General features: G+C 32.2%; 22 protein-coding genes and 1 tRNA gene. 12 read left to right on the top strand and 11 right to left on the bottom strand.

Annotated features, from left to right (window positions below):
* Positions 1-107 precede the first annotated feature (107 nt).
* The gene (locus tag ASF10_RS00110; protein ID WP_056243688.1) at positions 108-338 is read left to right on the top strand and encodes a DUF6341 family protein; all 231 of its coding nucleotides are present in this window, start codon (positions 108-110) and stop codon (positions 336-338) included.
* Here the strand turns inward: ASF10_RS00110 and purD are convergent.
* The gene (purD, locus tag ASF10_RS00105) at positions 330-1,604 is read right to left on the bottom strand and encodes a phosphoribosylamine--glycine ligase (RefSeq protein WP_056243687.1); all 1,275 of its coding nucleotides are present in this window, start codon (positions 1,602-1,604) and stop codon (positions 330-332) included. The genes ASF10_RS00110 and purD overlap by 9 nt on opposite strands.
* A gap of 132 nt (positions 1,605-1,736) precedes the next feature.
* Between purD and ASF10_RS00100 the strand changes: the two genes are divergently transcribed.
* From ASF10_RS00100 to ASF10_RS00085, 4 genes are all read left to right on the top strand, one after another.
* Positions 1,737-3,047: a phenylacetate--CoA ligase family protein gene (locus tag ASF10_RS00100; protein WP_056245499.1), complete on the top strand. Its 1,311-nt coding sequence runs from the start codon at positions 1,737-1,739 to the stop codon at positions 3,045-3,047.
* 43 nt (positions 3,048-3,090) lie between these two features.
* Positions 3,091-3,612 (top strand): ORF6N domain-containing protein, encoded by a 522-nt coding sequence (locus ASF10_RS00095; RefSeq protein ID WP_056243684.1) that lies wholly within the window; start codon positions 3,091-3,093, stop codon positions 3,610-3,612.
* A 298-nt stretch (positions 3,613-3,910) separates the two neighbouring features.
* Positions 3,911-4,999, top strand: a complete 1,089-nt coding sequence (wecB, locus tag ASF10_RS00090) for a non-hydrolyzing UDP-N-acetylglucosamine 2-epimerase (protein WP_056243681.1) — start codon at positions 3,911-3,913, stop codon at positions 4,997-4,999.
* Positions 4,999-6,186, top strand: coding sequence for a glycosyltransferase family 4 protein (locus ASF10_RS00085; RefSeq protein ID WP_056243678.1), 1,188 nt, complete (start codon positions 4,999-5,001; stop codon positions 6,184-6,186). The genes wecB and ASF10_RS00085 overlap by 1 nt, the downstream gene beginning before the upstream one ends.
* A 55-nt stretch (positions 6,187-6,241) precedes the next feature.
* Here ASF10_RS00085 and ASF10_RS00080 read toward each other — a convergent pair whose 3' ends face one another.
* The 5 genes from ASF10_RS00080 to ASF10_RS00060 all read right to left on the bottom strand — a co-directional run bounded on the left by ASF10_RS00080 (position 6,242) and on the right by ASF10_RS00060 (position 11,516).
* Positions 6,242-7,225, bottom strand: coding sequence for a UDP-glucuronic acid decarboxylase family protein (locus ASF10_RS00080; RefSeq protein WP_056243674.1), 984 nt, complete (start codon positions 7,223-7,225; stop codon positions 6,242-6,244).
* 134 nt (positions 7,226-7,359) lie between these two features.
* A complete protein-coding gene (locus ASF10_RS00075; protein WP_056243670.1) occupies positions 7,360-9,039 on the bottom strand; it encodes a DUF6909 family protein in 1,680 nt (559 codons plus the stop codon).
* 126 nt (positions 9,040-9,165) lie between these two features.
* Entirely contained in the window at positions 9,166-9,504 is a 339-nt protein-coding gene (locus ASF10_RS00070) for a hypothetical protein (RefSeq protein WP_056243667.1), read from the bottom strand.
* A gap of 15 nt (positions 9,505-9,519) precedes the next feature.
* Positions 9,520-11,004 (bottom strand): GH3 auxin-responsive promoter family protein, encoded by a 1,485-nt coding sequence (locus tag ASF10_RS00065; protein ID WP_056243663.1) that lies wholly within the window; start codon positions 11,002-11,004, stop codon positions 9,520-9,522.
* A gap of 11 nt (positions 11,005-11,015) precedes the next feature.
* On the bottom strand, positions 11,016-11,516 hold the full coding sequence (locus ASF10_RS00060) for a hypothetical protein (protein WP_056243659.1): 501 nt from the start codon (positions 11,514-11,516) through the stop codon (positions 11,016-11,018).
* A 212-nt stretch (positions 11,517-11,728) separates the two neighbouring features.
* Here ASF10_RS00060 and ASF10_RS00055 point away from each other — a divergent pair, with 212 nt between their 5' ends.
* Together ASF10_RS00055 and ASF10_RS00050 are read left to right on the top strand one after the other, a co-directional pair.
* Positions 11,729-11,917, top strand: coding sequence for a twin-arginine translocase TatA/TatE family subunit (locus tag ASF10_RS00055; protein WP_055096778.1), 189 nt, complete (start codon positions 11,729-11,731; stop codon positions 11,915-11,917).
* Between the two features lie 107 nt (positions 11,918-12,024).
* Entirely contained in the window at positions 12,025-13,419 is a 1,395-nt protein-coding gene (locus ASF10_RS00050; protein WP_056243656.1) for a glycosyl hydrolase family 8, read from the top strand.
* Positions 13,420-13,482: 63 nt separating this feature from the next.
* Here the strand turns inward: ASF10_RS00050 and ASF10_RS00045 are convergent, their stop codons facing one another.
* Positions 13,483-15,606: a Tex family protein gene (locus tag ASF10_RS00045; protein WP_056243653.1), complete on the bottom strand. Its 2,124-nt coding sequence runs from the start codon at positions 15,604-15,606 to the stop codon at positions 13,483-13,485.
* Positions 15,607-15,721: 115 nt separating this feature from the next.
* Here ASF10_RS00045 and ASF10_RS00040 point away from each other — a divergent pair, with 115 nt between their 5' ends.
* Complete coding sequence (locus tag ASF10_RS00040) at positions 15,722-15,991, top strand: DUF1294 domain-containing protein (protein ID WP_056243650.1); 270 nt, start codon at positions 15,722-15,724, stop codon at positions 15,989-15,991.
* 154 nt (positions 15,992-16,145) lie between these two features.
* Here the strand turns inward: ASF10_RS00040 and rpiB are convergent, their stop codons facing one another.
* Together rpiB and ASF10_RS00030 are read right to left on the bottom strand one after the other, a co-directional pair.
* Positions 16,146-16,577: a ribose 5-phosphate isomerase B gene (rpiB, locus tag ASF10_RS00035; RefSeq protein ID WP_056243646.1), complete on the bottom strand. Its 432-nt coding sequence runs from the start codon at positions 16,575-16,577 to the stop codon at positions 16,146-16,148.
* An 804-nt stretch (positions 16,578-17,381) separates the two neighbouring features.
* Entirely contained in the window at positions 17,382-17,615 is a 234-nt protein-coding gene (locus ASF10_RS00030) for a DUF2007 domain-containing protein (protein ID WP_056243643.1), read from the bottom strand.
* Positions 17,616-17,722: 107 nt separating this feature from the next.
* Here ASF10_RS00030 and rnr point away from each other — a divergent pair, with 107 nt between their 5' ends.
* Genes rnr through ASF10_RS00015 form a run of 3 tightly spaced genes read left to right on the top strand, consistent with a single transcriptional unit; the run spans position 17,723 to position 21,291 of the window.
* Positions 17,723-19,903, top strand: a complete 2,181-nt coding sequence (gene rnr / locus ASF10_RS00025; RefSeq protein WP_056243640.1) for a ribonuclease R — start codon at positions 17,723-17,725, stop codon at positions 19,901-19,903.
* Between the two features lie 24 nt (positions 19,904-19,927).
* The gene (locus ASF10_RS00020) at positions 19,928-20,596 is read left to right on the top strand and encodes a head GIN domain-containing protein (protein ID WP_056243637.1); all 669 of its coding nucleotides are present in this window, start codon (positions 19,928-19,930) and stop codon (positions 20,594-20,596) included.
* A gap of 14 nt (positions 20,597-20,610) precedes the next feature.
* Entirely contained in the window at positions 20,611-21,291 is a 681-nt protein-coding gene (locus ASF10_RS00015; protein WP_056243632.1) for a LysE family translocator, read from the top strand.
* 541 nt (positions 21,292-21,832) lie between these two features.
* Here the strand turns inward: ASF10_RS00015 and ASF10_RS24195 are convergent.
* Positions 21,833-21,903: transfer RNA gene (locus ASF10_RS24195), tRNA-Cys, on the bottom strand.
* A gap of 93 nt (positions 21,904-21,996) precedes the next feature.
* Positions 21,997-22,356 carry a dihydroneopterin aldolase gene (gene folB, locus ASF10_RS00010; RefSeq protein ID WP_055096756.1) on the bottom strand — a complete coding sequence of 120 codons (360 nt, stop codon included), beginning with the start codon at positions 22,354-22,356 and terminating at the stop codon, positions 21,997-21,999.
* Positions 22,357-22,473: 117 nt separating this feature from the next.
* Between folB and ASF10_RS00005 the strand changes: the two genes are divergently transcribed.
* Complete coding sequence (locus ASF10_RS00005) at positions 22,474-24,591, top strand: glutamine--tRNA ligase/YqeY domain fusion protein (RefSeq protein WP_056243629.1); 2,118 nt, start codon at positions 22,474-22,476, stop codon at positions 24,589-24,591.
* Positions 24,592-24,968 lie beyond the last annotated feature (377 nt).

The following is a 24,968-nucleotide window of genomic DNA, read 5'->3' as shown; positions in this document are numbered from 1 at the left end:
TATAATACTTGTTTAAAAAGGAAAACCAACAAGTTGAAAAAAGATTCTTTATTGAATTTTGTCTTCAATGCGTTAAAAACAATAAATAACATATAATTTTATAAATTATGACAGCTTTTTTTGAAGGAATACAATACTTATTCGTTAACATTTTATTTGCTCCACTTGACTTTTTACGTCACTTAGAACTTATTACCTGGTTTGGTGCGAATACTATTAACTGGTTTTTTATGATCATCTGTGCATGCGCAATCGTTTACTGGATTAAACAATTACGCATTTTTGATGACGCCGGAACAGAAAATCAAGATACTACAGCTCACTCTTTTTTAAAGTAAGTCGAAGCCAATATCTTTTCTAAAATACATCTTATCAAAATTTAGTTTATCTATATTTTGGTAAGATTTTTTTATGGCCTGTTGAAAATCGTCCCCATAAGATGTTACAGTCAATACTCGTCCTCCATTACTAACGACATTATTGTCCTCTAATTTTGTACCCGCGTGAAAAACTATCGAATCAGTTATGTTTTCTAAACCGGTAATTACTTTTCCTTTTTCAAAATCTTCAGGATATCCGCCAGAAACTACCATAATTGTAGTAGCACTTCTAGGATCAACTTCTAATTCAAAAGTATCTAACTTTTGATCTGCAACAGACTGGAACAATGCAACCAAATCAGATTTTAATCTTGGCACTACAACTTCGGTTTCAGGATCTCCCATTCTTACATTGTATTCAATAACAATTGGTTCATTTTTTACATTAATCAAACCAATAAATACAAAACCTTTATATTCGATTCCGTCTTTCTGGAAACCTTCGATTGTTGGTTTTACGATGCGAGTTTCGATCTTTTCCATCAAAACAGCATCAACATAAGGAACTGGAGAAACCGCTCCCATTCCGCCTGTATTTAATCCTGTATCGCCTTCGCCAATACGTTTGTAATCTTTTGCTGTTGGAAGAATTTTATAGCTTTTTCCGTCCGTTAAAACAAAACAGCTTAATTCGATTCCGTCAAGAAACTCTTCGATTACTACTTTTGAACTTGCTGCTCCAAATTTTTCGTGAACCAACATGTTTCTTAATTCGGTTTTAGCCTCTTCAAGATCCTGAATAATCAAAACCCCTTTTCCAGCTGCCAATCCATCTGCTTTTAAAACGTACGGAGGTTGTAAAGTTTCAAGAAACGCACATCCATTTTCAACTGTTTCAGCAGTAAAACTGTCGTAAGCAGCAGTTGGGATATTATGTTTCATCAGGAATTCTTTAGCAAACTCCTTGCTTCCTTCTAATTGAGCACCTAATTTAGATGGTCCAATAACCGGAATATGTTGTAGACTTTCGTCGTTTTTAAAATAATCGTAAATTCCTTTTACCAATGGATCTTCTGGTCCTACGACCACCATTTTTACATTTTCCTGAATTACAAATGCTTTAATCGCATCAAAATCTGTTGGAGACATTGCAACGTTTGTAGCGATTGCAGCTGTTCCCGCATTTCCTGGTGCAACAAAAAGTTTTTCGCAAAGTGGACTCTGAATCATTTTCCACGCAAAAGCATGTTCTCTTCCGCCTGATCCCAATAGTAAAATTGTCATGGTATAGTTGTATTTAGTTGTGGTGCAAAAATAATTGCTTTTATACGTAAAAAATAATTAAATCTTAAAAAGTTGTTCATTCTTCTATGTTAGTAATTGGATAATATTATTTTTGATGAAAATTCAGCCCAAATGATTTCTATTTTTGATATTTCGCTTAAATTAAATGGTTTTCCAATAAAGAAAGCTAAGGCTGAATTGGATAAAATCGTGAATTTATCTGAAGAAGAATATGTTTTTTTTCTCCAAAATAAAAAAGAAGAAATTGTAAATTTTCATTTAAAAAACAATTCGTTTTATCTGGATTTAGTTGGAAATCATATAAATCCTAATTGGGAAGATTTGCCCATTTTAAACAAACAAAATCTACAAAAACCGCTCGAAGAAAGACTTTCAAAAGGATATTCGAAAAAAAATGTATACCTCAACAAAACGTCCGGATCCAGCGGAACTCCGTTTGTATTTGCCAAAGATAAATATTGCCATTCCTTAACCTGGACTTCGATTTTTATGCGTTTTGGTTGGTATAAAATCGATTTTAATCGTTCGCTGCAAGCACGTTTTTACGGCATTCCGATGGATTTTATTGGATATCAAAAAGAACGAATTAAGGATTTTTTGACACATCGTTTCAGGTTTCCGGTTTTTGATTTATCTGATGTTGTTCTGGAGAAATTCCTCCGAAAATTTAAAACTAAAAAATTCGATTATATCAATGGCTATACAAGCTCGATCGTTTTATTTGCTAAATATCTGGAACAGAAAAATATTGTTTTAAAAGATGTTTGTCCCACGTTAAAAGCGTGTTTCGTTACTTCGGAAATGCTTTTTGAATCAGATAAAAAACTGCTGGAAAAACAATTCGGAATTCCCGTTATCAATGAATATGGAGCTTCAGAACTTGATTTAATTGCTTTTGAAAATCCAAATGGAGAATGGCAAATTAATGCAGAAACCCTTTTTGTCGAAATTCTTGACGAAAATAATAATGTTCTCCCTTACGGGGAAGAAGGCCGAATTGTGATTACTTCTTTGTTTAATAAAGCACATCCGTTCATAAGATATGAAATAGGTGATATCGGAATTTTAGATGAAAAAAGTACGCCACAAAAACCAATTCTTAAAAAACTAATTGGAAGAACTAATGACATTGCGATTCTCCCAAGCGGAAAAAAATCGCCGGGTTTGACCTTTTATTATGTAACCAAAAGCATTATCGAAGATGACGGAAATGTAAAAGAATTTATTATCAAACAAACGCAATTAAACACTTTTGAAATTGAATATGTTAGTGATCGTGAATTACATACTGCTCAAATTCAAAAAATAGAAAAGGCAATCTCATTATATTTAGAACCAAATTTAAACTTCACTTTTACCCGAAAAGTAGTTCTGGAAAGAAGCAAAAGCGGAAAACTAAAACAATTTAAATCGTATTTATAAATATAAATAAAATCTTACATTTGTTTTTACTAATAAAAAACTCATGGACGATCAATCTCTGCTTTCTGAAGAAACAATTTCAAATAAAATATATTTTATACGCGGTCAAAAAATAATGCTTGATCGTGATCTCGCTTTACTTTATGGAATTGAAACTAAAGTTTTAAAGCAATCTGTAAAAAGAAATATTTCAAGATTTCCCGAAGATTTTATGTTTGAATTATCTCAAACTGAATTTAATAACTTGAGGTCACAAATTGTGACCTCAAGTTGGGGAGGAACTAGAATATCCCCTTTTGCCTTTACTGAACACGGCATTCTCATGCTCTCAAGCATTTTAAAAAGCGACAAAGCAATTCAAACCAATATTCAAATCATGCGTATTTTCGCGAAAGTGAGACAAATGCTTTTGGATACAACAGAAATTAAGGTTGATATTCTTCAGATTCAAAAGAAGTTAGAGAATTATGATAAAAATATTGAATTGGTTTTTTCTTATTTAGATGAATTGACTGAAAAGAAAGAAGATGAAAATGAAAGAGTCAAAATTGGCTATAAAAAATAATTCCCTACTTTTTCAAGGTCACAAATTGTGACCTTGAAACTTGATGTCGCAAATTGCGATATCAAGTTTTAACTTACTGAAAATAAACACAATTCTTTAAGGTCACAAATTGTGACCTTAGAGAATTGCAAAAAAACAATCTTGATGTCACAAATTGTGACCTCCAACTCTGACAAGATCAGTTTTGATATACTCAAAAATGATTTAAACATTCAAGAAAGTATCTCAATTTATCCAAATTCCAATTTAAACTTTACTTTTGCCAAAAGAAAGTTTTTAGAAAGAATACCACCTACTTATGAAAATAACTATAATCGCTGGCGCAAGACCTAATTTTATAAAAATTGCACCCATTATTAACGCCATAAAAAGCAAGCAAAATGAAGGTTTTGATGTTTCTTTTCGATTGGTTCATACCGGTCAGCATTACGATAAAAACTTAAGTGATACTTTTTTTGAAGAATTAAATATTCCTAAACCAAATGTAAATCTAGAAGTAAAAAGTGGTTCTCAGGCAGAACAAACTGCAGCAATTATGATTGCTTTTGAAAAGGAATTACTTCAAAATCCTTGCGATTTAGTTTTGGTTGTTGGCGATGTCAACTCAACTATGGCGTGTTCGATTGTAGCCAAAAAATGCCATACAAAAGTAGCGCACGTCGAAGCAGGTATTCGTTCAGGAGATTTAACAATGCCGGAAGAAATCAACAGAATGTTGACGGATAGTATTACTGATTACTTTTTTACAACCTCAACTTCTGCCTCAGAAAATTTATTTAAATTGGGTTCAAATCCTGAAAATGTGCATTTTGTGGGCAATGTTATGATCGATACTTTATATCAAAATATTGATAGAATTTCAGCACCGGACTTTTGGAATGGACATGGACTTAGCGAAAAAAATTATATTATTTTAACGCTTCATCGTCCTGGAAATGTTGACGAAGTTTCATCACTAATTAAATTATTGCACGGAATTGACGATTTGGTTAACGACAAAAAAATATTGTTTCCAATTCATCCCAGAACGCAAGCCATTTTGAGTGAAAGCGATATAACGTTTAAAAATATCATTTTTGTCGCGCCTCAAGGTTACTTAAATTTCATGTATTTAATCAAAAATAGTTTTGCCATTATTACGGATAGCGGCGGAATTTCTGAAGAGACAACCGTTATGGGAATTCCGTGTTTTACAATGCGAAATAATACTGAAAGACCTGAAACAGAAACCATAGGATCTAATACTATTGTAGGAACATCATTAGAAAATTTACAAAAAGTCTTTGGTCAGTTCTTGAAAAATGGTCCACGAAAAAGTGGTATTCCAGAGTTATGGGATGGAAAAGCATCGGAAAGAATTATTTCAATTTTATTGGATAAAAAATAATGAAGGACATTTTAATTATATCAAATTATTATCCGCCGGAAAAAGGTGCTGCCGCCAATAGAATTGAACAACTGGCTTTAAAATTAAATCAAAACGGATATGAAGTTTCGGTAATTTCTCCACTTCCTAATTATCCAAAAGGAGAATTATTTCCGGAATATAAAGGTAAGTTCTCTGTTACTGAGAAGATTCAAAATATAACGCTAAAACGCCTTTGGATTTATCCTAGTAATAGTTCGAATATATTTAAACGAATTGTTTCGACACTTTCATTTTCAACTACTTTATTCTTTTATTTGTTGTTTGCCAAAACTCCAAAAAAAGTTATTGTACAATCGCCGCCATTATTGCTCTCTTTTGTTTCGGTATTTGTGCTTTGGCTGAAACGTAAAACCATTATTTTGAATGTTTCAGATCTCTGGCCAACTGCTGCTATTGAACTCGAAGTATTAAAGAAAAATAGTGTTTCGCATAAAACCCTGCTTTTTATTGAACGCTTTATTTACAAAAAGGCAACTCATATTTTTGGACAATCAAATGAAATAATAGAACATATTCATTCTATTTTTCCTGATAAAAAATGCTTTTTGTATCGTAATTATCCTGATCATTTTGTAGAGGATTTTCTTGAAGAAAAGGATAATTCTACAGAACCAATAAAGTTGTTTTATGCTGGTTTACTTGGTGTTGCACAAGGTGTTTTTGAACTTATTCAGCAATTGAATTTAGAAAACTTAAATATCGAATTGCATATTTTTGGAGATGGCGCTGAGAAAACTCAAATTGTTAATTACCTCAACCAAAATCCGACAAAAAAAATCATTTTTCACGGCATGTTAGAGCGAAACGTTTTGCATGAAACATTAAAGAATCAGGACATTGCTCTTGTTCCTCTTAAAACGAGGATTTACGGTTCTGTACCTTCAAAAATATTCGAATATAGTGCTTTAGGATTTCCTGTTTTTTATTTTGGAGGAGGCGAAGGAGAAAATATTGTTGAAGAAAATAATTTGGGTTGGGTTGTTCCTGTTGAAGATTTTGAGCAATTAAATTCAACTTTAAACCAGATTTCTGAATTAGGAAAAGACGAAATTCAAAAGATGAAAAAGACTATTTTTCTTCATGCAAAAAGTCATTTTAATCTGGGTGAGCAAATGAAAGAACTTATTGAAAATAATGCATTTTAAGCAAATTCATCAAAAAAGAAAACGGGCAAATATCTAATGATAATTGCCCGTTTTTTTATTTAATATAACTTGAAAAGTCTTTGTGTTCTTCTTTTGATAATTCTTCTTTCGAAAGTGATCTGAAATAATCGTAAGTAATTTTCATTCCTTCAGAACGGTTTACTTTTGCTTCCCAACCCAATAATTCTTTTGCTTTTGTCGTATCTGGCTGACGCTGTAATGGATCATTTATTGGTAAAGGATGATAGACTACCTTTTGATTGGTTCCGGTTAATTTAATGATCTCTTCTGCAAAATCTTTAATCGTGATTTCATCCGGATTTCCAATATTTACCGGATATACATAATCTGAATGTAATAATCTGAAAATACCTTCGACCTGATCATCAACATAACAGAAAGAACGCGTTTGCATTCCGTCTCCAAAAATGGTTAAATCTTCTCCGCGTAAAGCCTGTCCAATAAAAGCCGGAATTACACGTCCGTCGTTCAAACGCATTCTTGGACCGTATGTATTAAAAATACGAACGATTCTCGTTTCTACGCCATGAAAAGTATGGTACGCCATTGTTATTGATTCCTGAAAACGTTTTGCTTCGTCATAAACTCCACGCGGTCCAATTGTATTCACGTTTCCGTAATACTCTTCGGTTTGTGGGTGAACCAATGGATCTCCATAAACTTCAGAAGTTGAAGCAATAAGGATTCTTGCTTTCTTAACTCTTGCTAATCCCAACAAATTATGCGTTCCAAGAGATCCAACTTTCAAAGTCTGGATTGGAATTTTTAAATAATCTATGGGACTTGCCGGTGAAGCAAAATGTAAAATATAATCTAAATCACCCGGAATGTGTACAAACTTGGTGATATCATGATGGTAAAATTCGAAATGTTCTAACTTGAATAAATGTTCTATATTTTTAAGATCTCCCGTAATCAGATTATCCATTCCAATAACATAATAGCCTTCTTTAATGAATCGGTCGCACAAATGCGATCCTAAAAATCCTGCAGCTCCGGTAATAAGTATTCTTTTCATAGTAATTATTTATACATCGCAAATGTAAGTGATTTGGAAATTCTGGAAACTATTCTAAAAAAAAACTGCCTAAATAAATTAGGCAGCAATTGATATTCATTGTTTATTTGATCTGTTTTCAGACTTTTTCGCTTTTATTTTACGTTGAAAATTTGTTCCAGAATTTTAATCGTAATCAAATAAGTAGGTTTTACCCCTGTTGTTCCTAATCCGCCAGAAGCTAATGTACTTCCGGTTTCCAAAGGATTATCTGATGCATAATACGCATAACGAACTTTGATATCGTGTGGCACACTTTTTCTAATTTTTGAGGCAGACTGAATCGCTTTTTGATAATAAGAACCTTCCATTTCAAGACCAATTACGCCCCACGTAGATTCGTGAAAGAATTTTAATAAATCTCTGTTTTGTAATGAGGTTCCTAAAACGGTAACCATTGCACCTTCAAAAACTGCAATGTCGTTTCCTTCGAACATCGCGCCTGTTAATTCATTTTCGAAGAAATAATTATCTGCTGTTCCTTCGTTTATATGTGCAGTTGGGATCATGATATCTCCTTTTCCGCCTTCCAGAATTCCGGCTTTACCCATTATCGAAACTGATTTTACATTTAGTAAAGTTTCTTTTTTATAAGGTTTTAAAAGTTCATCGATGGTTTCGTAAGCCTGCTCACCAAAAGCATAATCCATTACAATAATAACAGGGGCAGCTTCGTCGACTACTGTTTTTGGAAACGCCGTTTTTGCCCAGTCAATTTTTGCAGTATCAAAAATCTGAACATCGATATTTGTCCCAGAACTATCAGGTAACGAAATCATTCCGTTTTTTAAGGCTAATTCTTCTACAATACTTCTGGTTTCTTTTGCTCCGGATTTACTTAATTCTTCATAAATATAAAAATCAGACTTGTCCTTGAATTTTGTTTTCAACAACGGTGTTGCAAAAATCGAATTCATTACACTATGCATATTCGCGCTAATTACGTGAATTGGGCGTTTTAAGAGGTTATTTGCTTTTAAAACTTCCTTGATATTAGTAGCCCAGATTTCTCCGTGAATATGGTGTCCTAAGCGTTCTCTTAAAACAGGACTAAAAGTAATAGTACGTTTGTTGTTTTCAATTACTTCTTCGATGGCTAATTTTCCTAACCAATAAATAACATGCAGGAAACGATCCGGCGCGTTTTCTGACCCAAAAGCGTCATAAATGTCTAAAACTTCCTCGAAAGTTCTTGCTAAAATATTGGCAACATGCGAAATTGCTTTTTCTTTTTCTATCTGAGAAAGCTTTTTCGTTTGCAATACCGCTTGTTCTAATTTTAACCAATCGCGCGAAACTTCACCGCCATCGTCTAATAAAACCCTGTTTTTAATTTTATGCGATTCAATAAAGATAAAAGTCAAATGCGTCAGAATATCATAAATGTCTGATCGCCCACGAGTGATTTCAACATTCATTTGTTCTTCATCGATTCTATAACAATTTCTTCTTCTTTTTGGAGGAACAATTGCCTGGAAATGTGATTTAGAATATCCTTCATCCGAAGTTAAATTAATAAATCGACATTGTTCAATACCAATTGGTAAACGTTCTATAACGTACAAAAGTCCGTTTAGTTCTACTTTTTCTTCGCCTATGTTTCCGTATATTTCCGGACGTAATGCTAATAATGATTCGCGTAAACTATCGCCCGAAACTCCCATTGGTTTATAAAAACCACGGTTGAATAAATGGCGCATAGTAATGTACATTTTTTCGATTGCTGCAGATGATTCCTGCGCTCTTGATCTTGATATATGTTTGGTTTCTTTCATGCTGTTTATTTTAAAATCTTCTGTTTAGAAGAGATAATAGGTGTTTTTTATCAAACGAAATTAGGAATTAAAAATCAAAACTTTATTAAAGCTTCATTATCTTAAAACTAATATTCTGATTGTTTTTTATTTATAATCTTCAAAATTGACTTCTATCTTTTGAAAATTCTTGTCTTCTGATAAAATTGAATTTATTTTATGAATGCATTCCTGATTCTCTTCTGACATAATAAATGCTAAGTCCCAAATGTCTTTTGAAAGTAAAAAGAAACCACTGTCTGATGTAATTTCAAATAGATCTTCATCATTCATCCAAAGATTTTTAATGCTCTCAACCTTAGGATTTATTTCGCTAATAGCATTCAAAAAATCTGATATAAAATCTTCATTTTCAGCGCCGCTAAATATTTCGATTAGTAATTCCTGAGATTTATATGCGGGTCTGAAATTATATTTATATTTCATCAATAAAAATTATTTCTATTTCAAATTATCTGCAATATCACGATTATTCGACAATCTCGGAATTTTATTCTGTCCGCCTAATTTTCCCTGAGATTTCATATAATCCTGAAATCCGTTTTTCGAAACTTTGGTTACAACCACTTTTCGCAAAACATTTCCGGTGATTAAATCATCGTAATAAATGTTTTGTTTTCGCATTGCATCATCAATTTTTTCAGCAAAAGTTTCGATGTTTTCAGGTTCATTTTCAAACTCTATCAGCCATTCGTGATACGGTAATCCGTTTGAAGGATTTATTTGAGGTGCAACTGTAAATTCGTTGATTACAATTGTAGTTCCTTTCGTAGCTTCTTTCATGGCATTTTCGACTTCGCTGGCAATAACGTGTTCACCAAAAGCAGAAATATAATGCTTGATTCGACCAGAAACTATAACGCGGTGCGGTAATAAAGATGTGAACTGAACGGTATCACCAATATTATAACGCCAAAGTCCGGCATTTGTAGAAATAATCAACGCATAATTTACACCAATTTCTACTTCGCCAATGGTATAACTTTTTGGGTTTTCTGAGAAGAATTCATCTGCTTTAATAAATTCATAGAAAATTCCTGAATTCAACAACAGCAACATTCCTTTTTCTTTTTGAGAATCCTGATAAGCAAAAAAACCTTCAGATGCAGGGAATAATTCAATGCTGTCTACTTTACGGCCAATCATTTTTTCGAACTTAGCGCGATAAGGTTCATAATTGACACCTCCATAAATAAACAAATTAAAGTTCTTAAATAAGTCCCCTATTTTCTTTCCGCCGCTTTTTTCCTGTAATCGCTCAAAATACATTTGTACCCAAGACGGAATTCCAGAAATTATAGTCATATCCTGCTCGATAGTTTCCTCTACGATTGCATTTACTTTAGTATCCCAATCTTCGATACAATTGGTTTCCCAAGACGGCATTCTGTTTTTTTGAAGATATTTAGGCACAAAATGCGCTCCTATTCCGGATAATCTTCCAAATTTGATTCCGTATTTTTCGATTAAAATTGGACTTCCCTGAAGGAAAATCATTTTTCCATCGACAAAATCAGCATTTCCTGTTTCGTATATATAATGTAAAATCGCATTTCGTGAAGCTTCAATATGATATGGCATTGATTCCTTTGTCAACGGAATGTATTTTGCCCCGGATGTTGTTCCTGAAGTTTTAGCAAAATAAATAGGTTTTCCTTTCCAGAGAATGTTTTTTTCTCCCATTCGAACCTTATCTATATAAGGCTTTAAATCTTCATAGTCACGAACCGGAACGCGTTTCCTGAAATCATGAACTGTTTTTATTTTATCAAAATGGTGATCTGTACCAAACTGTGTTTCTTTGGCACTATTAATTAAACTCTTGAATATGGATTGTTGAGTTTCGACCGGTTTATTGGCCCAAGCCTTTGTTTTATAATATATCTTGGTGGCAAATAATTTTGCTGCTACTGCTTTAATAGACATTTGTTACGGTATTATTTCTTGTCACTTTTGTTTTTATTCCCAGTTTTTTCACCTGACTCCTTCTCCATCCTGTTCACTTCTTCTCTTAATTTAATTTCTTCTTCTGAAGGTTTCATATTCACTTCTGAAGGTTCATCAGCATCTGCCAAAATAGAATCTTTATTGAATTTTGCATATTCTAATTCTCCTCTAAGTACTTTTTGAATACCGTTTATATAAGCTTCATTTTTCTTTAAAGCTGTCTCTAATGAATCTGATTTAATCGCTAATTCAGTTGCATTCTTTTTTAATTCTGTAGAAGAATAGCCTGGAATAAACTCGCGCAAAGGCGTAAAAGCGATGATAAAAGTAGTAATTAAAATTAAAAATATACCGCCTAATGTAAACGTTACAAAAACATTCATTAGATTTAGTTTCAATGAAAAAATCTCTTCAAAAGTGTCTTCGTTCAAAATTACCAATCGGTTTTTGATAAATAATTTTTTTCTGAAATTGAATTTTTTCTTAGCCATTATGGTTATTTATACGAGCAAATATAATAATTAATAGTCTTGTTAATGCCTTACAAAAATAAAGGAATACAGTTATTTCAGCATTTTATAAAATATTTAACGCTAATAGAAACAAATATTTTAATCCAAAAACACTTCTTCTTCGTATATTTCTATATACCTTTGCGGTACAATTTAGAAAATCAATTTGCTTCGGCATTAAATATACAATCATGGGAAGATTAGGTCTTACAGAAATCCTCGTAATAGTAGGTATTGTGATATTACTTTTTGGAGGTAAAAAAATTCCGGAATTAATGAAAGGTTTAGGAAGCGGAATTAAGGAATTTAAAAACGCTGCTAAAGACGATCAAACTCCACCCGCACCTTCTGTTAAAAAAGAAGAGGAAGAAATTAAATAAGAATTTAAACCCTTATTATAAACCCCAAATTACAAAATGTAGTTTGGGGTTTTGTTTTTATCTAAAAAATCTTACTTTTATCGTCCCTAAATTTAATAACAATAATTATGAAAAACCTACTTCTGATTACTGTTGCTTTTTTGTGCCTTAAAAGTTATTCACAAAAGCAACCGTTTCCGGCCAATGTAACATTTACAAATGGTCTAATGGCATCTAATAAAAATAGCCTCGATGCCCAAAACAATTATAATACCTGGAAAACCAACTTTGTAGAAGCCTGCTCCAACGGACGATACAGAGTAAAATTTGACAATCCGTCTGAAACTGTCTCTGAAGGAATTGGTTACGGAATGCTGCTTGCCGTTTATGCGGCTGACAAATTATTATTCGATGGACTTTGGCTGTATTATAAAGACAACGTAAATTCTAACGGTGTAATGAACTGGAAAATCAATGGCTGTTCTGGAATCAACGGTGCAAATGGTGCCACAGATGCAGAACTTGACGCTGCATTTGCCCTTATTGTAGCAGACTATCAATGGACAAGCACTGGAACTATTAATTATAAAAATGATGCAAAAAGTCTAATAGCTGCCATTAAAACTTACGAAGTCGAAGCAAATACGTTTGTGCTTAAACCAGGAGATCAATTCGGCGGAAGCCAGATTACTAATCCTTCTTATTTTTCTCCGGCATATTACCGCGTTTTTGGAACTTTTACTAATGATGTAACTTTTTGGAATCAGGTTGCAGCAAAATCTTATACCGTTATCAACAGTAATTTAACGGTAAATAATGCTGTTGGCGGATTAGTTTCTGACTGGTGTCAGGGATCTGGTGCTTATTCTACTCAGGCGAGCGGATATAATAGAGAAGGAAAAACATATACCTATGATGCTGCCAGAACTCCGTGGCGTATTGCTGTTGATTATGTATGGTTTGGAAATGTCGATGCCAAAGCATATGCAAAAAAATCATCTGATTTTGTTCGTGTAAATCTTGGAGGATCTTCGAATATTAAAGACGGATATAACCAGAACGGAACTTTAATTGGTCAATGGCACAATGCTACTTTTGTTGGTGCATTTGCCTGTGCAGCGATGGCTGGAGAAAATCAAGCCCATTTAAATGCTTCTTACACAGACTTAAATCAGTTAAATGAACCTAACAGTTACTTTAATCATACTTTAAAAACATTGTACTCTTTTTTATTAACAGGAAATTTTTATCTGCCACAAACTGCTACTTTAGCCACTGACGATTTTAATGTAGAGAATTCGACTGTTACTTTATATCCAAACCCAAGCAGTGATAAATTCACGGTTTTTGCTCCGGAAAAATCTGTGATTTCAGTAATTTCTTCGCAAGGAAAAGTAATTTCAGAACAAAAAACAACGGCTGAAAATACAGAGATCAATTTATCTAACTATTCTTCTGGTTTGTATTTGATAAAAATTACAAATGGAGATAAAAGCGTTACTAAAAAAGTTATTTTGAAGTAATCCATAAAAATAGAAAATCCCAAATTACAATTGTAATTTGGGATTTTTTTTGTTTTAAATATTTTACAATACCATCGTTAACTGAATTCTTTTTCTGTCTTCATCAACTTCAGTAACTTTTACATCCACATGTTGGTGTAATTTTACCACTTCGTTTACATCGCTTACAAATCCTGCTTTTAGTTGAGAGATGTGAACCAATCCGCTTTCTTTGATTCCGATATCAACAAAACAACCAAAATTGGTGATGTTATTAACAATTCCGGGTAAAATCATTCCGGTTCTCAAATCTTTGATTGATTTTACATTCGCATCAAATTCAAAAACCTTAGCGGACTTTCTTGGGTCTAATCCAGGTTTTTCAAGCTCTTTTATGATGTCTTTTAGTGTTAGTAAACCAATTTCAGGTGTAATATACTTTTCGGCCTTAATTAAGGCTGTTTTCTCTTTGTTCGCAATTAAGTCGTTTACAGAAAGTTTCAAATCTTTTGCCATCTTTTCAACAACCGGATAAGCCTCAGGATGTACCGCCGAATTATCCAGCGGATTTTTAGCATTCGAAATTCTAATAAAAGCCGCACCTTGCTGATACGCTTTCTCGCCTAAGCGAGGCACTTTTTTTAGCTGTTTTCTATCTTCAAACGGACCGTTTTCTGAACGATATTGAACGATGTTTTCAGCCAGTTTCTCTCCTATCCCACTCACATAACTTAGTAAATGTTTACTTGCTGTGTTAATATTGATTCCAACCGAGTTAACGCAACGAATTACCGTATTATCCAGTTCTTCTTTCAGTTTAGTTTGATCAACATCATGTTGATATTGTCCAACTCCAATTGCTTTTGGATCAATTTTCACCAACTCAGCCAAAGGATCAGAAAGTCGTCGCCCGATAGAAACAGATCCACGAACCGTTACATCATAATTAGGAAATTCTTCACGCGCAATTTTTGAAGCCGAATATACTGAAGCTCCAGCCTCAGAAACGATGAAAACCTGCAATGGTTTATCGAATGCAATTTTTTTTATGAAAAATTCGGTTTCTCTTGAAGCCGTTCCGTTCCCGATAGAAATGGCATCAATTTGATACGCATTTACCATCGAACGAATTTTCTTGATCGCCATTGCTTCCTCATTTTGAGGCGCATGCGGATAAATAGTTTCATTATATAATAAATCGCCTTTTTCATCCAGACAAACTACTTTACAACCGCTTCTAAATCCTGGATCGATTGCCAGGATTCGTTTTTCGCCCAAAGGCGGCGCTAATAATAACTGACCTAAATTATTGGCAAAAACCTGAATCGAATTGGCATCAGCTTTTGCTTTTGCTTCTTGCAAAGTTTCGTTTCCAATCGCCGGATTCAACAATCGTTTATAACTATCCTCGATCGCTAATTGCAAATGTGCCGTTGTACTATTTTGCTTTTTAATGACGATTTCATCAATAACATCATAAGCTTCGTCGATATCAACATCAACTTTCATTTTAACAAAACCTTCGTTTTCTGCACGAAGCATTGCCAATAATCTATGTGAAGGCGCTTTTGTCAAAGGTTCTTCCCAATCAAAATACTGACTGAATTTTTGTGCTCCTTCTTCTTCAGCTTTCTTTTTTACAACCTTAGTTCCAATAGTCGCTTTTCGTTGATATAAACGTCGCAATTGTTTACGAACATAAATATTTTCGTTAATCCATTCTGCAACAATATCTCTTGCGCCTTGCATGGCAGCTTCTTCGTTAATAACATTTTCATTTAGATATTGTGTCGAAATAAAGTCAACATCAACATCATTTTCAGACATAATAATTTTCGCTAAAGGTTCTAAACCAAATTCGCGCGCAACATCTGCTTTTGTTTTTTTCTTCTTTTTATACGGAAGATAAAAATCTTCTATCTCTTGTAAATCAAAACTTTGTTCAATTTTTTGCTTCAATTCAGGCGTAAGCGATTTTTGCTCTTCGATTGATTTTAGAACAGCTTCTTTACGTTTTACAATCGTTTCATATTCTTTTTGAAGTTTTGCAATGTTCTCAATCTGAACTTCATCAAGATTTCCGGTTGTATCTTTTCGGTAACGCGAAATAAACGGAATCGTACAGTCTTCCTCTAATAATTTAACCGTGTTTTGAATGTTAATCGCTGCTGTTTGAACAGTCTTGGCAATGAATTGAATATTAGTCATACTTTTAATGAAATAATTTCTTGATTACAAAATGAGATAATCTGTTTTTTAAAACCATGAACAGATTAATAAATCACTCGGCTAAAATAATATCTTTGTTTTTAATTTTAAGCCAATGGAAGTTTTATTACTGTATTTTTTATTTGTAAATATCATCGTTTTTATTCTTGCCGGATATGATAAAAATCAAGCTCGAAAAAATAAACGCAGAATCCCAGAAAATACATTATTTTTCTTTGAAGCAATTGGCGGAACAATAGGTTTATTGTTAGCAATGTTATTCTTTAGACATAAAACGAGTAAAACTTCTTTTATTATAAAGTTCTCGCTTATTTTTTTACTTCAAGTTGTATTGATTTATCTAATATTCACTTATAAAATATAAACATTTACATTGTTAATAACTCCATAAAAACCTATTTATCAAATAATTAAATAGATAATTTTTAAGCTATATAAACAAAAAACCGGATGAATTATAAAAATCCGCCCGGCTTACTATCATTATTGGTGCGAAGCACCCGATTTTTTTGACTTTTTTACTGACAAGCAATTTTATTCACTCTGTTTTGGTGTCTTCCACCTTCAAAAGCAGTTGTCAGGAATGTTTCAACAATTTCTACTGCTTGAGGAATAGAGGTAAAACGCGCCGGAATGCTCACAATATTTGCATCGTTATGCAAACGTGTTAAATAAGCAATTTCTTTAGTCCAGCATAAACCAGCTCTTACTTTAGGGTGTTTATTAACAGTCATTGCAATTCCGTTTCCGCTTCCGCAGATAACGATTCCAAAATCAGCTTTACCTTCAGATACATCATTCGCAACCGGATGACCAAAATCAGGATAATCAACAGAATCTTCAGAATCTGTACCATAATTAGTTACTTCATATCCTTTTGCTTTAAGCATTGCTACGATTGCTTTTTTATAATCCGGTCCTGCGTGGTCGTTTCCTATCGAAATTTTCATTTTTTTCTATACTATTAAGTTGTGTAGTACAAATTTACTCATTTAATAAATGTTTGCCACGAATTTCACTAATTTTCACTAATTTCTTTTTCATCGTTAGTTTAAATCTTGTACAAAACATGACAATTAAAATTCGAGTACATTCGTGATCCCGATAGCTATCGAGAGTGGCAAAAAAACATTAAATTACAACTAGCTTTATATCAAAAACTTAACAGTTATCAACATTATTAACAACTCTGTAAGTATCTCATAATCAATAAATAATATTCATTTATTTTGTTAAAATTTTATAATGTTAATAGCAAAAGCTAATTCGTTGATATTCAGTTAACTTTAAATTAACATTATTTGTTCATAAGTTAAGATAGAAAATTAGAAGTTTTTTTTGGTTGTGTCGAAAAAAAACCTAATCCAAAACTGCAATGAAATAACCTAATAAAGTTTGATGAATTTTTATAAAAGTTATCAATACCAAAAATGCTATTTTCAACAAAAATCAACATATGAACTTATCTACAAAATCAATTGTTTTTTGGTTGTCAACCGTTGTTAATTAAAATAAGAAAAGGCTTAGAAATTAATCCTTTAACAAAATATAAGTATGTTGATAACTCAAGATAACTAAGAGAAACTTCATTTCAATGCTTTTAAAAATAAATTTATAGCACATATTAACAAGCTATAATAACAACCAAAAATTAATTTAATTTAAATTTTTCTTTTTGTTGTATTTAATATATGTTGACAACTTTGAAAGTTTAAAAGAAAAAAAATAATTTGAAATTGAAAAATTAGAGGAGTTTAAACAATTTGAAGTGGGTTATTAAGATTGTCAAGAATTTGCTGAACTTCGTCGAAATCATTTGGATGAACTTTGAGTTTGATTCCACCCAACGCCGTCGTGTACATTGGAACGACAGATAAGGTCATTTCGTTTTCAAAATAATACGGAATCTGTTCTTGCTCTAATAAGTGCTTCAGAACGACTGTTTCGTGCTGATAATTGAATATTGCAATGGTTTTAAAGCTTTCCATAAAGGGTCTTTTTGTAAATATACGAAAGTTATATTTTTAATAATTTATTTGTTAAAATCTATAATCTGATATCTTATTTGTAATTTTAACTTTTTAAGAAAAGATATATGAGTAAGAAAATTAGAAAGCCGATAAAAAATGAGAAAGATTTCTCCAGTAAAATAATAAAAATTTTATCGCAAAGCCCTAATAAAGCATTTAATTACAAACAAATAGGAGCAAAGCTTGAACTTGATGATACAAAAAGCAGAAACCAGATTATAAAAGATTTAAAAATACTGGCTGCTTCAAAAAAAATAATAGAATCTGAACCTGGAAAATATTTAGTAAAAGCAGAAAGTCAGGATTATTACGAAGGAACAATTGATATGACGAGTAGAAAAACGGCGTATTTTATTTGTCCTGATTTTACCGAAGATGTATTTATCCCAACTAATAATTTGAATCGTGCTTTAGACAAAGACAAAGTAAAAGTTTATGTTTATAACCGTAGAAAAGGTAAAAGACCTGAAGGTGAAGTAATTGAAGTTGTAGAAAGAAATAAAACAGAGTTCGTAGGAGTTATAGATATTCAGGCAAATTTTGCTTTTGTATCAACGGCAAATCCTAAAATGTATACGGATATTTTTATCCCCAAAGATAAAATTGGAGAAGCAGAAAATGGTGATGTTGTTTTAGTTACCATCGAAGATTGGCCAAAAAGAGCTGATAGTCCTTTTGGATCTGTGATTAAAGTTTTAGGAAAACCTGGAGAACACAATACAGAGATTCACGCTATTTTGGCTGAATACGGTTTACCATCAGATTTTCCGGTAGAAGTAGAGGTTTATGCACAAAAAATTGATACATCGATTCAGGAATCTGAAATTGCAAAACGTCGTGATATGCGTGATACGCTTACGTTTACGATAGATCCAAAAGATGCAAAAGATTTTGATGATGCCTTGTCTTTCAAAAAGTTAGAAAACGGAAATTACGAAATTGGTATTCACATTGCCGATGTTTCGTATTATCTGGAAGAAGGAACAATCCTGGATGATGAAGCCTATCAACGTGCAACTTCGGTTTATTTAGTCGATAGAGTAGTGCCAATGCTTCCGGAGGTTTTATCTAATTTTGCGTGTTCATTACGTCCAAATGAAGAGAAATATACGTTCTCAGCTATTTTTGAAGTTTCAGAAAACGCACAAGTTATCAATCAATGGTTTGGCAGAACAGTAATTTATTCAGATCAGCGATTTGCTTATGAAGAAGCACAATATATCATTGAAACAAAAGACAGTACGATTCCGGTTGACATTTCAATTACCGGAGAATCTTATACCGTTTCTGATGAAATAACAAATGCTACTTTAAAATTAGATGAGTTAGCTAAGATTCTAAGAAAGAAAAGAATGGCAAATGGAGCAATTTCTTTTGATAAAGTCGAAGTAAAATTCAATTTAGATGAGCAAGGAGAACCGGAAGGAGTTTACTTTAAAGTTTCTAAAGATGCCAATCATCTTATCGAAGAATTCATGCTTTTGGCCAATAGAAAAGTGGCTGAATACATTGGAAAACAAAAGAAAACATTTGTTTACAGGATTCACGATGAACCAAATGAAGACAAATTAATTGCGATGCAAACCGTAATTGCTAAATTTGGTTATAAAATAGATTTCCGTAACAAAGGAGATATTTCGAAATCATTGAATGCTTTGATGGAAGAAGTAAACGGTAAAAAAGAGCAAAATTTAATTGATACTCTTGCAATTAGAAGTATGAGTAAAGCCAAATATTCAACAGAAAATATTGGCCATTACGGTTTAGCTTTTGATTATTACAGCCATTTTACTTCGCCAATTCGTCGTTATCCTGACGTTATGGTACATCGTTTGCTGCAATATTACTTGGATAATGGAGCTTCTGTAGATGAAGAAGTTTACGAAACAAAATGTTTACATTGTTCTAATATGGAAAGTTTAGCCACTAATGCTGAACGTGATAGTATTAAATACATGCAGGTTAAATACATGCAGGATCATCAGGACGAAGAATTTCTTGGAGTTATTTCCGGTGTTACTGAGTGGGGAATTTATGTTGAAATCGTGTCTAACAAATGCGAAGGAATGGTAAGAATCAGAGAAATAAAAGATGATTATTACACTTTTGATGAAAAACAATATGCTTTAGTTGGAGCAACTTCAAATAGTATTTTACAACTAGGAGATGAAATATATGTAAAAGTTAAAAATGCAGATTTAGTGAAGAAACAACTGGATTTTCATTTTTTGAGAAGAGCAGAATAGAGGTTTAATTATAAAAATAAAAGTATGAAAAAGTTAATTATAGGAGCGGCAATTTTATTTGTTCAAATGTCTTTTGGTCAGGTTACCAAAGATTTAGGTGATTTTGATACTGTAAAAGTTTACGATAAATTAAGTGTAAAATTAGTTCAGTCGTCTGAAAATAAAGTTGTTATAAAAGGAGCAAGAGAAACAGAACTGGAAGCTGTAAATAAGAATGGTGTATTAAAATTAAGAATGCCTTTTCCAAAACTGTTGTCAGGAAATGATCTTGAAGTAACTTTGTATTATAAACACATTGAATTGATCGATGCTAATGAAGGTGCAGAGGTTATAAGTAAAGAAGCTATAAAAGCAACTTCGTTTAAAGTAAGTGCGCAGGAAGGTGCTAAAATTAATGTAGATTTGAATGTTGATAAACTAAAAGTAAGCTCTGTTTCTGGCGGAGAAATTACTGCAACTGGTAAAGCAGATAACCTTGAAGCAAGTTTAGGAGCTGGCGGATATTTCCTGGGAAGTAAATTATCCACGTCTCAGACTAAAGTAAGCGTTTCTGCGGGCGGAAAAGCAGATGTGAATGCTTCGACCTTAGTTGATGCAAAAGTAAGCGCAGGAGGCTCTATTTACATTTATGGTAAACCGAAACAAATTAATCAGAAAACGGTTTTTGGAGGTAAAATCGAAGAAGTAAAATAAGAAATCGTATTTGAATGATAAATGATATTTTGGCTGGACTGCCATGGGGACTTTTTTTAAGTTTTATGGTAGGTCCAGTATTTTTTATACTACTGGAAACCAGTATTACAAAAGGGTTTAGAGCTGCAATAGTTTTTGATCTTGGTGTGGTATTAGGTGATATTTTTTTTATAGGAATTGCTTATTTAGGTAGTTACAGACTTATTCAGAGTTTAAAGGACAAACCTGCTCTCTTTATTTTTGGCGGAATCATTATGCTGGCTTACGGTATAATTTCTTTCGTAAGATTAAAAAATGAAGAAAAAATTGATGATGAAGAAATCGACCGCGATATCATTAAAAGAAACTACGGTAGTTTGTTTATAAAAGGCTTTTTACTGAACGTTATCAACATTGGTGTATTGGGTTTCTGGTTAGCAGTTATCATTTCTGTAGGACCAAAATTAGAAATGCAAAACTCAAGAATGTTTACTTTTTTTGCTTCAGTAATCATTACTTATTTGTTAGTTGATTGCCTTAAAATATTATTAGCCAAACAATTAAAATCTAAAATGACACCAACTAATATTCTTAAAATTAAAAAAGCAATTAGTATTGTTTTAATGATTTTTGGACTGGTGTTAATAACTCAGGGTTGGTTTCCAAAAGAAAAAGAAATGGTTCGCAATGCTTTTGAGAAGATTGAGAAAAAGTAGTTGTTAATAACTCAAAAATATAAATTTAAACCTCTGTATTTCAGAGGTTTTTTTGTGTTTATAAGTCATTGTTAGGAACGAAGTAATCTCACTAAGCTATTTACATAAAGTTTGTCATTTCGAAGAATGAGAAATCTTCGTAAGTAACTCCGCATAGAAAAGTGACAATCTTTGTCGAGTCACTTACGAAGATTTCTCATTCTTCGAAATGACAAGATTGAGGAAAATTTAAACATAAAAAAACCTCCAAGTTTCCTTGAAGGTTTTTGATCATCATCCGGATTCGAACGTCATCTTTATCTATTTTTTTCTAAAAATTAAACATAAAAAAAACCTCTAAATTTCTTTAGAGGTTTTAGAGGCATCGTCCGGATTCGAACGTCATCTTTATCTAATTTTTTCTAAAATTTAAACATAAAAAAACCTCTAAGTTTCCTTAAAGGTTTTTGAGGCATCGTCCGGATTCGAACGTCATCTTTATCTAATTTTTTCTAAAAATTTAAACATAAAAAAAACCTCCAAATTTCTTTAGAGGTTTTTGAGGCATCGTCCGGATTCGAACCGGAGTAGGAGCTTTTGCAGAGCCCAGCCTAGCCGCTCGGCCACGACGCCGTAGTTGAACGGATGGCAAAAGTAACTAAAATCTTTAAATTTCAAAAGTTTAAAATGAAGTATTTTAAAAAAATAGCTTTTTATTTAAAAGAATTACTTTCTATTTTCGGTCATTTTTATAGTAACTGACTCAACATCACCACCAATAGGAGGATTTATTTTAGAAACCCAAACAGTTGTTTTTTCTATCATTTCTATTTCTGCAAGTACGCGAATATTGATTCTTTTGGCTACATGTTCTAATAAATGCGAACGAATCGCCATTTCTTCGGTAACAATTTTGTTCAAATGAACATAATCAACAGTATCTAAAAGATGATCTGTTTGAGCTGATTTTTGTAAATTAGTTTTAATTTTTAGATCAACAGTGTAGTCAGATCCAATTTTTCCTTCTTCAATTAAACATCCGTGGTATGAAAAAGTGCGAATGTTTTTTAGTTTAATAACTCCCATTTTAAATTTAGTTTCAAGCTCTAAGTTTCAGGTTTACTGATAAGTTTCTAAAGAAAACTGTAAACTGTAAACCGAAAACTGTAAACTTTTTTATCTTTGCTAAAATTACTATAAATAATGGCATCAGAAGAGAAATCACTCAATTTTATTGAACAAATCATAGAAGAAGATCTTAAATCAGGTCTATCACAAAATAAACTTCATTTTCGTTTTCCACCGGAACCTAATGGTTATTTACACATTGGTCATGCAAGTGCTATTGCATTAAATTTTGGTTTGGGAATTGATTATCAATCTCCTGTGAATTTACGTTTTGATGATACAAATCCTGAAAAAGAAGAACAGGAATTTGTTGATGCAATTAAAAAAGATGTAGAGTGGCTAGGCTATACTTGGGCCGAAGAACGTTATGCTTCTGATTATTTTCAACAATTATATGATTGGGCGGTTTTATTAATTAAAAAAGATAAAGCATATGTTGATAGTCAGTCTTCTGAGGATATGGCGATTCAAAAAGGAACTCCATCGACTACAGGAACTGATAGCCCGTACAGAAATCGTTCGATTGAAGAGAATTTAGACTTATTCGAAAGAATGAAAAGCGGTGAATTTGAGGCTGGAACACATATTCTTCGTGCTAAAATCGATATGAAATCGACCAATATGCTAATGCGTGATCCTATCATGTACAGGATTTTACACAAAGAACATCATAGAACAGGAGATGCCTGGAAAATATATCCAATGTATGATTGGGCACACGGTCAAAGTGATTATCTGGAAGAGATTTCACACTCTTTTTGTACACTTGAATTTTTGCCTCATCGTGAATTATACGATTGGTTTTTAGATCAAATTTTAGACGAAAATAAACTGCGTCCAAAGCAAAGAGAATTTGCAAGACGTAACTTATCACATACCGTTGTTAGTAAAAGAAAGTTACAACAACTAGTTAAGGAAAAGCATGTTAACGGTTGGGATGATCCAAGAATGTCAACAATTTCCGGGTTAAGAAGAAGAGGTTTTACAGCTGCTTCACTACGTAATTTTGCCAATACAACCGGAATTGCAAAACGTGATAATTTGATTAATATATCGGTTTTAGAGTTTTGTATCCGTGAAGATCTGAACAAAATTGCACCTCGTGTAATGGCAGTTTTAGATCCTGTAAAATTGGTAATTACAAATTATCCTGAAGGGAAAGAAGAGTGGCTTGAAGCCGAAAATAATCAGGAAGATGAAAATGCCGGTTTTAGAAAAGTACCTTTTTCCCGTGAATTATATATCGAAAGAGAAGACTTTTTAGAAGAAGCTCCAGCGAAATTTTTCCGTTTGACTTTAGGAAAAGAAGTACGTCTTAAAAATGCGTATATTATTAAAGGAGAAAGTGTTATAAAAGATGCTGAAGGAAATATTACAGAGATTCATGTAACTTATGATACTGATTCTTTAAGCGGAAGCGGAACAGAAGCAAGCCAAAGAAAAGTTTCAGGAACCTTACATTGGGTTTCTATTTCTCATGCAGTTGAAGCAGAAGTTCGCATGTACGATCGTTTGTTTACAGATGAAGCACCGGACAGTTATAAAGAGAAAAATTTCTTAGATTTTGTTAATCCAAATTCGTTAGAAATTATAAAAGGATTTGTTGAACCAAGTTTATCAACAGCTCAAAATGAAGATAAATTTCAGTTTCAACGTTTAGGATATTTTACTGTTGATAAAGATTCAACTGCTTCAAAATTAGTGTTTAACAAAACTGTTGGACTAAAAGATGCCTGGGAAGAAAAGGGTAAAAAAGAAGAAAACAGTATCAATAATTCTTTAAAAGATATTAACAAATATTTTAAAGTAGAAACAAAACCAGAGCGTATTGCAATTGAAAGTGCAATAGGGGAGAGCATTAAAAATGTTTCCAGTTTTTCTTTATTACAAAATTCTTTAAAGAAGAATATCAATAATAACAAAGGTTCATTATTGTTTGCTCAGTTTATTTTGAAATATTCGCATTTAAAATCTGCAGATTTTGAAGAAGAGGATATTAAAAAATTATATATAATGTCTCTTAGAAGCGAGTCGACTTATGTGAGATCTAAAGCTCTTTTGAATTTAAGAGATATTGAAGATTTAAGTTTGAAAAATCAATTTGAAGATGAAATTTTAAAATTGTATTCAAATCCGCCAAAAAATGCTTCTGAAAGAGAAATCGAAATTCTTCAGGAAATGGTAAAAATATAATATCATTAAAATCTATTAAAAGCGCTTTTTATAAGCGCTTTTTTTTATTATTTGTTTTTTCTATTGATATTTAAAAATTATAGATTTAGTAGATTAAAATTGGCTTTCATAAATCAATTTTGAGCTAATTTTTCATTTCTTCTGACTCATTTATCATCTTTTAAAAAATCGTTTATTAGAAGTATTTATTTTAGTTTTAGGTATCATTATTCCTAGTATTTATGGTTATTAACATAGAATTGTTTATAAAGTTAACTTTGAATCGATTTGATTAAAATTCATGTTTAACTTTTATATTTTGTCAATTTTAAATTTTCAGTTTTTATAAAAATCAATTTTTACTATAGTGATTAATAATTTTTATAAAGTTTACTATT

Source organism: Flavobacterium sp. Leaf82, assembly GCF_001422725.1.
GTDB lineage: Bacteria > Bacteroidota > Bacteroidia > Flavobacteriales > Flavobacteriaceae > Flavobacterium.
Note: the sequence above shows the minus strand (reverse complement) of the source record. Positions and strands in the feature narration are given on the sequence as shown.

Coding starts and splice junctions, on each gene's coding strand:
- ASF10_RS00110 (WP_056243688.1), top strand. CDS start 108: ATGACAGCTTTTTTTGAAGGAATACAATACTTATTCGTTAACATTTTA.
- purD (WP_056243687.1), bottom strand. CDS start 1,604: ATGACAATTTTACTATTGGGATCAGGCGGAAGAGAACATGCTTTTGCG.
- ASF10_RS00100 (WP_056245499.1), top strand. CDS start 1,737: ATGATTTCTATTTTTGATATTTCGCTTAAATTAAATGGTTTTCCAATA.
- ASF10_RS00095 (WP_056243684.1), top strand. CDS start 3,091: ATGGACGATCAATCTCTGCTTTCTGAAGAAACAATTTCAAATAAAATA.
- wecB (WP_056243681.1), top strand. CDS start 3,911: ATGAAAATAACTATAATCGCTGGCGCAAGACCTAATTTTATAAAAATT.
- ASF10_RS00085 (WP_056243678.1), top strand. CDS start 4,999: ATGAAGGACATTTTAATTATATCAAATTATTATCCGCCGGAAAAAGGT.
- ASF10_RS00080 (WP_056243674.1), bottom strand. CDS start 7,225: ATGAAAAGAATACTTATTACCGGAGCTGCAGGATTTTTAGGATCGCAT.
- ASF10_RS00075 (WP_056243670.1), bottom strand. CDS start 9,039: ATGAAAGAAACCAAACATATATCAAGATCAAGAGCGCAGGAATCATCT.
- ASF10_RS00070 (WP_056243667.1), bottom strand. CDS start 9,504: ATGAAATATAAATATAATTTCAGACCCGCATATAAATCTCAGGAATTA.
- ASF10_RS00065 (WP_056243663.1), bottom strand. CDS start 11,004: ATGTCTATTAAAGCAGTAGCAGCAAAATTATTTGCCACCAAGATATAT.
- ASF10_RS00060 (WP_056243659.1), bottom strand. CDS start 11,516: ATGGCTAAGAAAAAATTCAATTTCAGAAAAAAATTATTTATCAAAAAC.
- ASF10_RS00055 (WP_055096778.1), top strand. CDS start 11,729: ATGGGAAGATTAGGTCTTACAGAAATCCTCGTAATAGTAGGTATTGTG.
- ASF10_RS00050 (WP_056243656.1), top strand. CDS start 12,025: ATGAAAAACCTACTTCTGATTACTGTTGCTTTTTTGTGCCTTAAAAGT.
- ASF10_RS00045 (WP_056243653.1), bottom strand. CDS start 15,606: ATGACTAATATTCAATTCATTGCCAAGACTGTTCAAACAGCAGCGATT.
- ASF10_RS00040 (WP_056243650.1), top strand. CDS start 15,722: ATGGAAGTTTTATTACTGTATTTTTTATTTGTAAATATCATCGTTTTT.
- rpiB (WP_056243646.1), bottom strand. CDS start 16,577: ATGAAAATTTCGATAGGAAACGACCACGCAGGACCGGATTATAAAAAA.
- ASF10_RS00030 (WP_056243643.1), bottom strand. CDS start 17,615: ATGGAAAGCTTTAAAACCATTGCAATATTCAATTATCAGCACGAAACA.
- rnr (WP_056243640.1), top strand. CDS start 17,723: ATGAGTAAGAAAATTAGAAAGCCGATAAAAAATGAGAAAGATTTCTCC.
- ASF10_RS00020 (WP_056243637.1), top strand. CDS start 19,928: ATGAAAAAGTTAATTATAGGAGCGGCAATTTTATTTGTTCAAATGTCT.
- ASF10_RS00015 (WP_056243632.1), top strand. CDS start 20,611: ATGATAAATGATATTTTGGCTGGACTGCCATGGGGACTTTTTTTAAGT.
- folB (WP_055096756.1), bottom strand. CDS start 22,356: ATGGGAGTTATTAAACTAAAAAACATTCGCACTTTTTCATACCACGGA.
- ASF10_RS00005 (WP_056243629.1), top strand. CDS start 22,474: ATGGCATCAGAAGAGAAATCACTCAATTTTATTGAACAAATCATAGAA.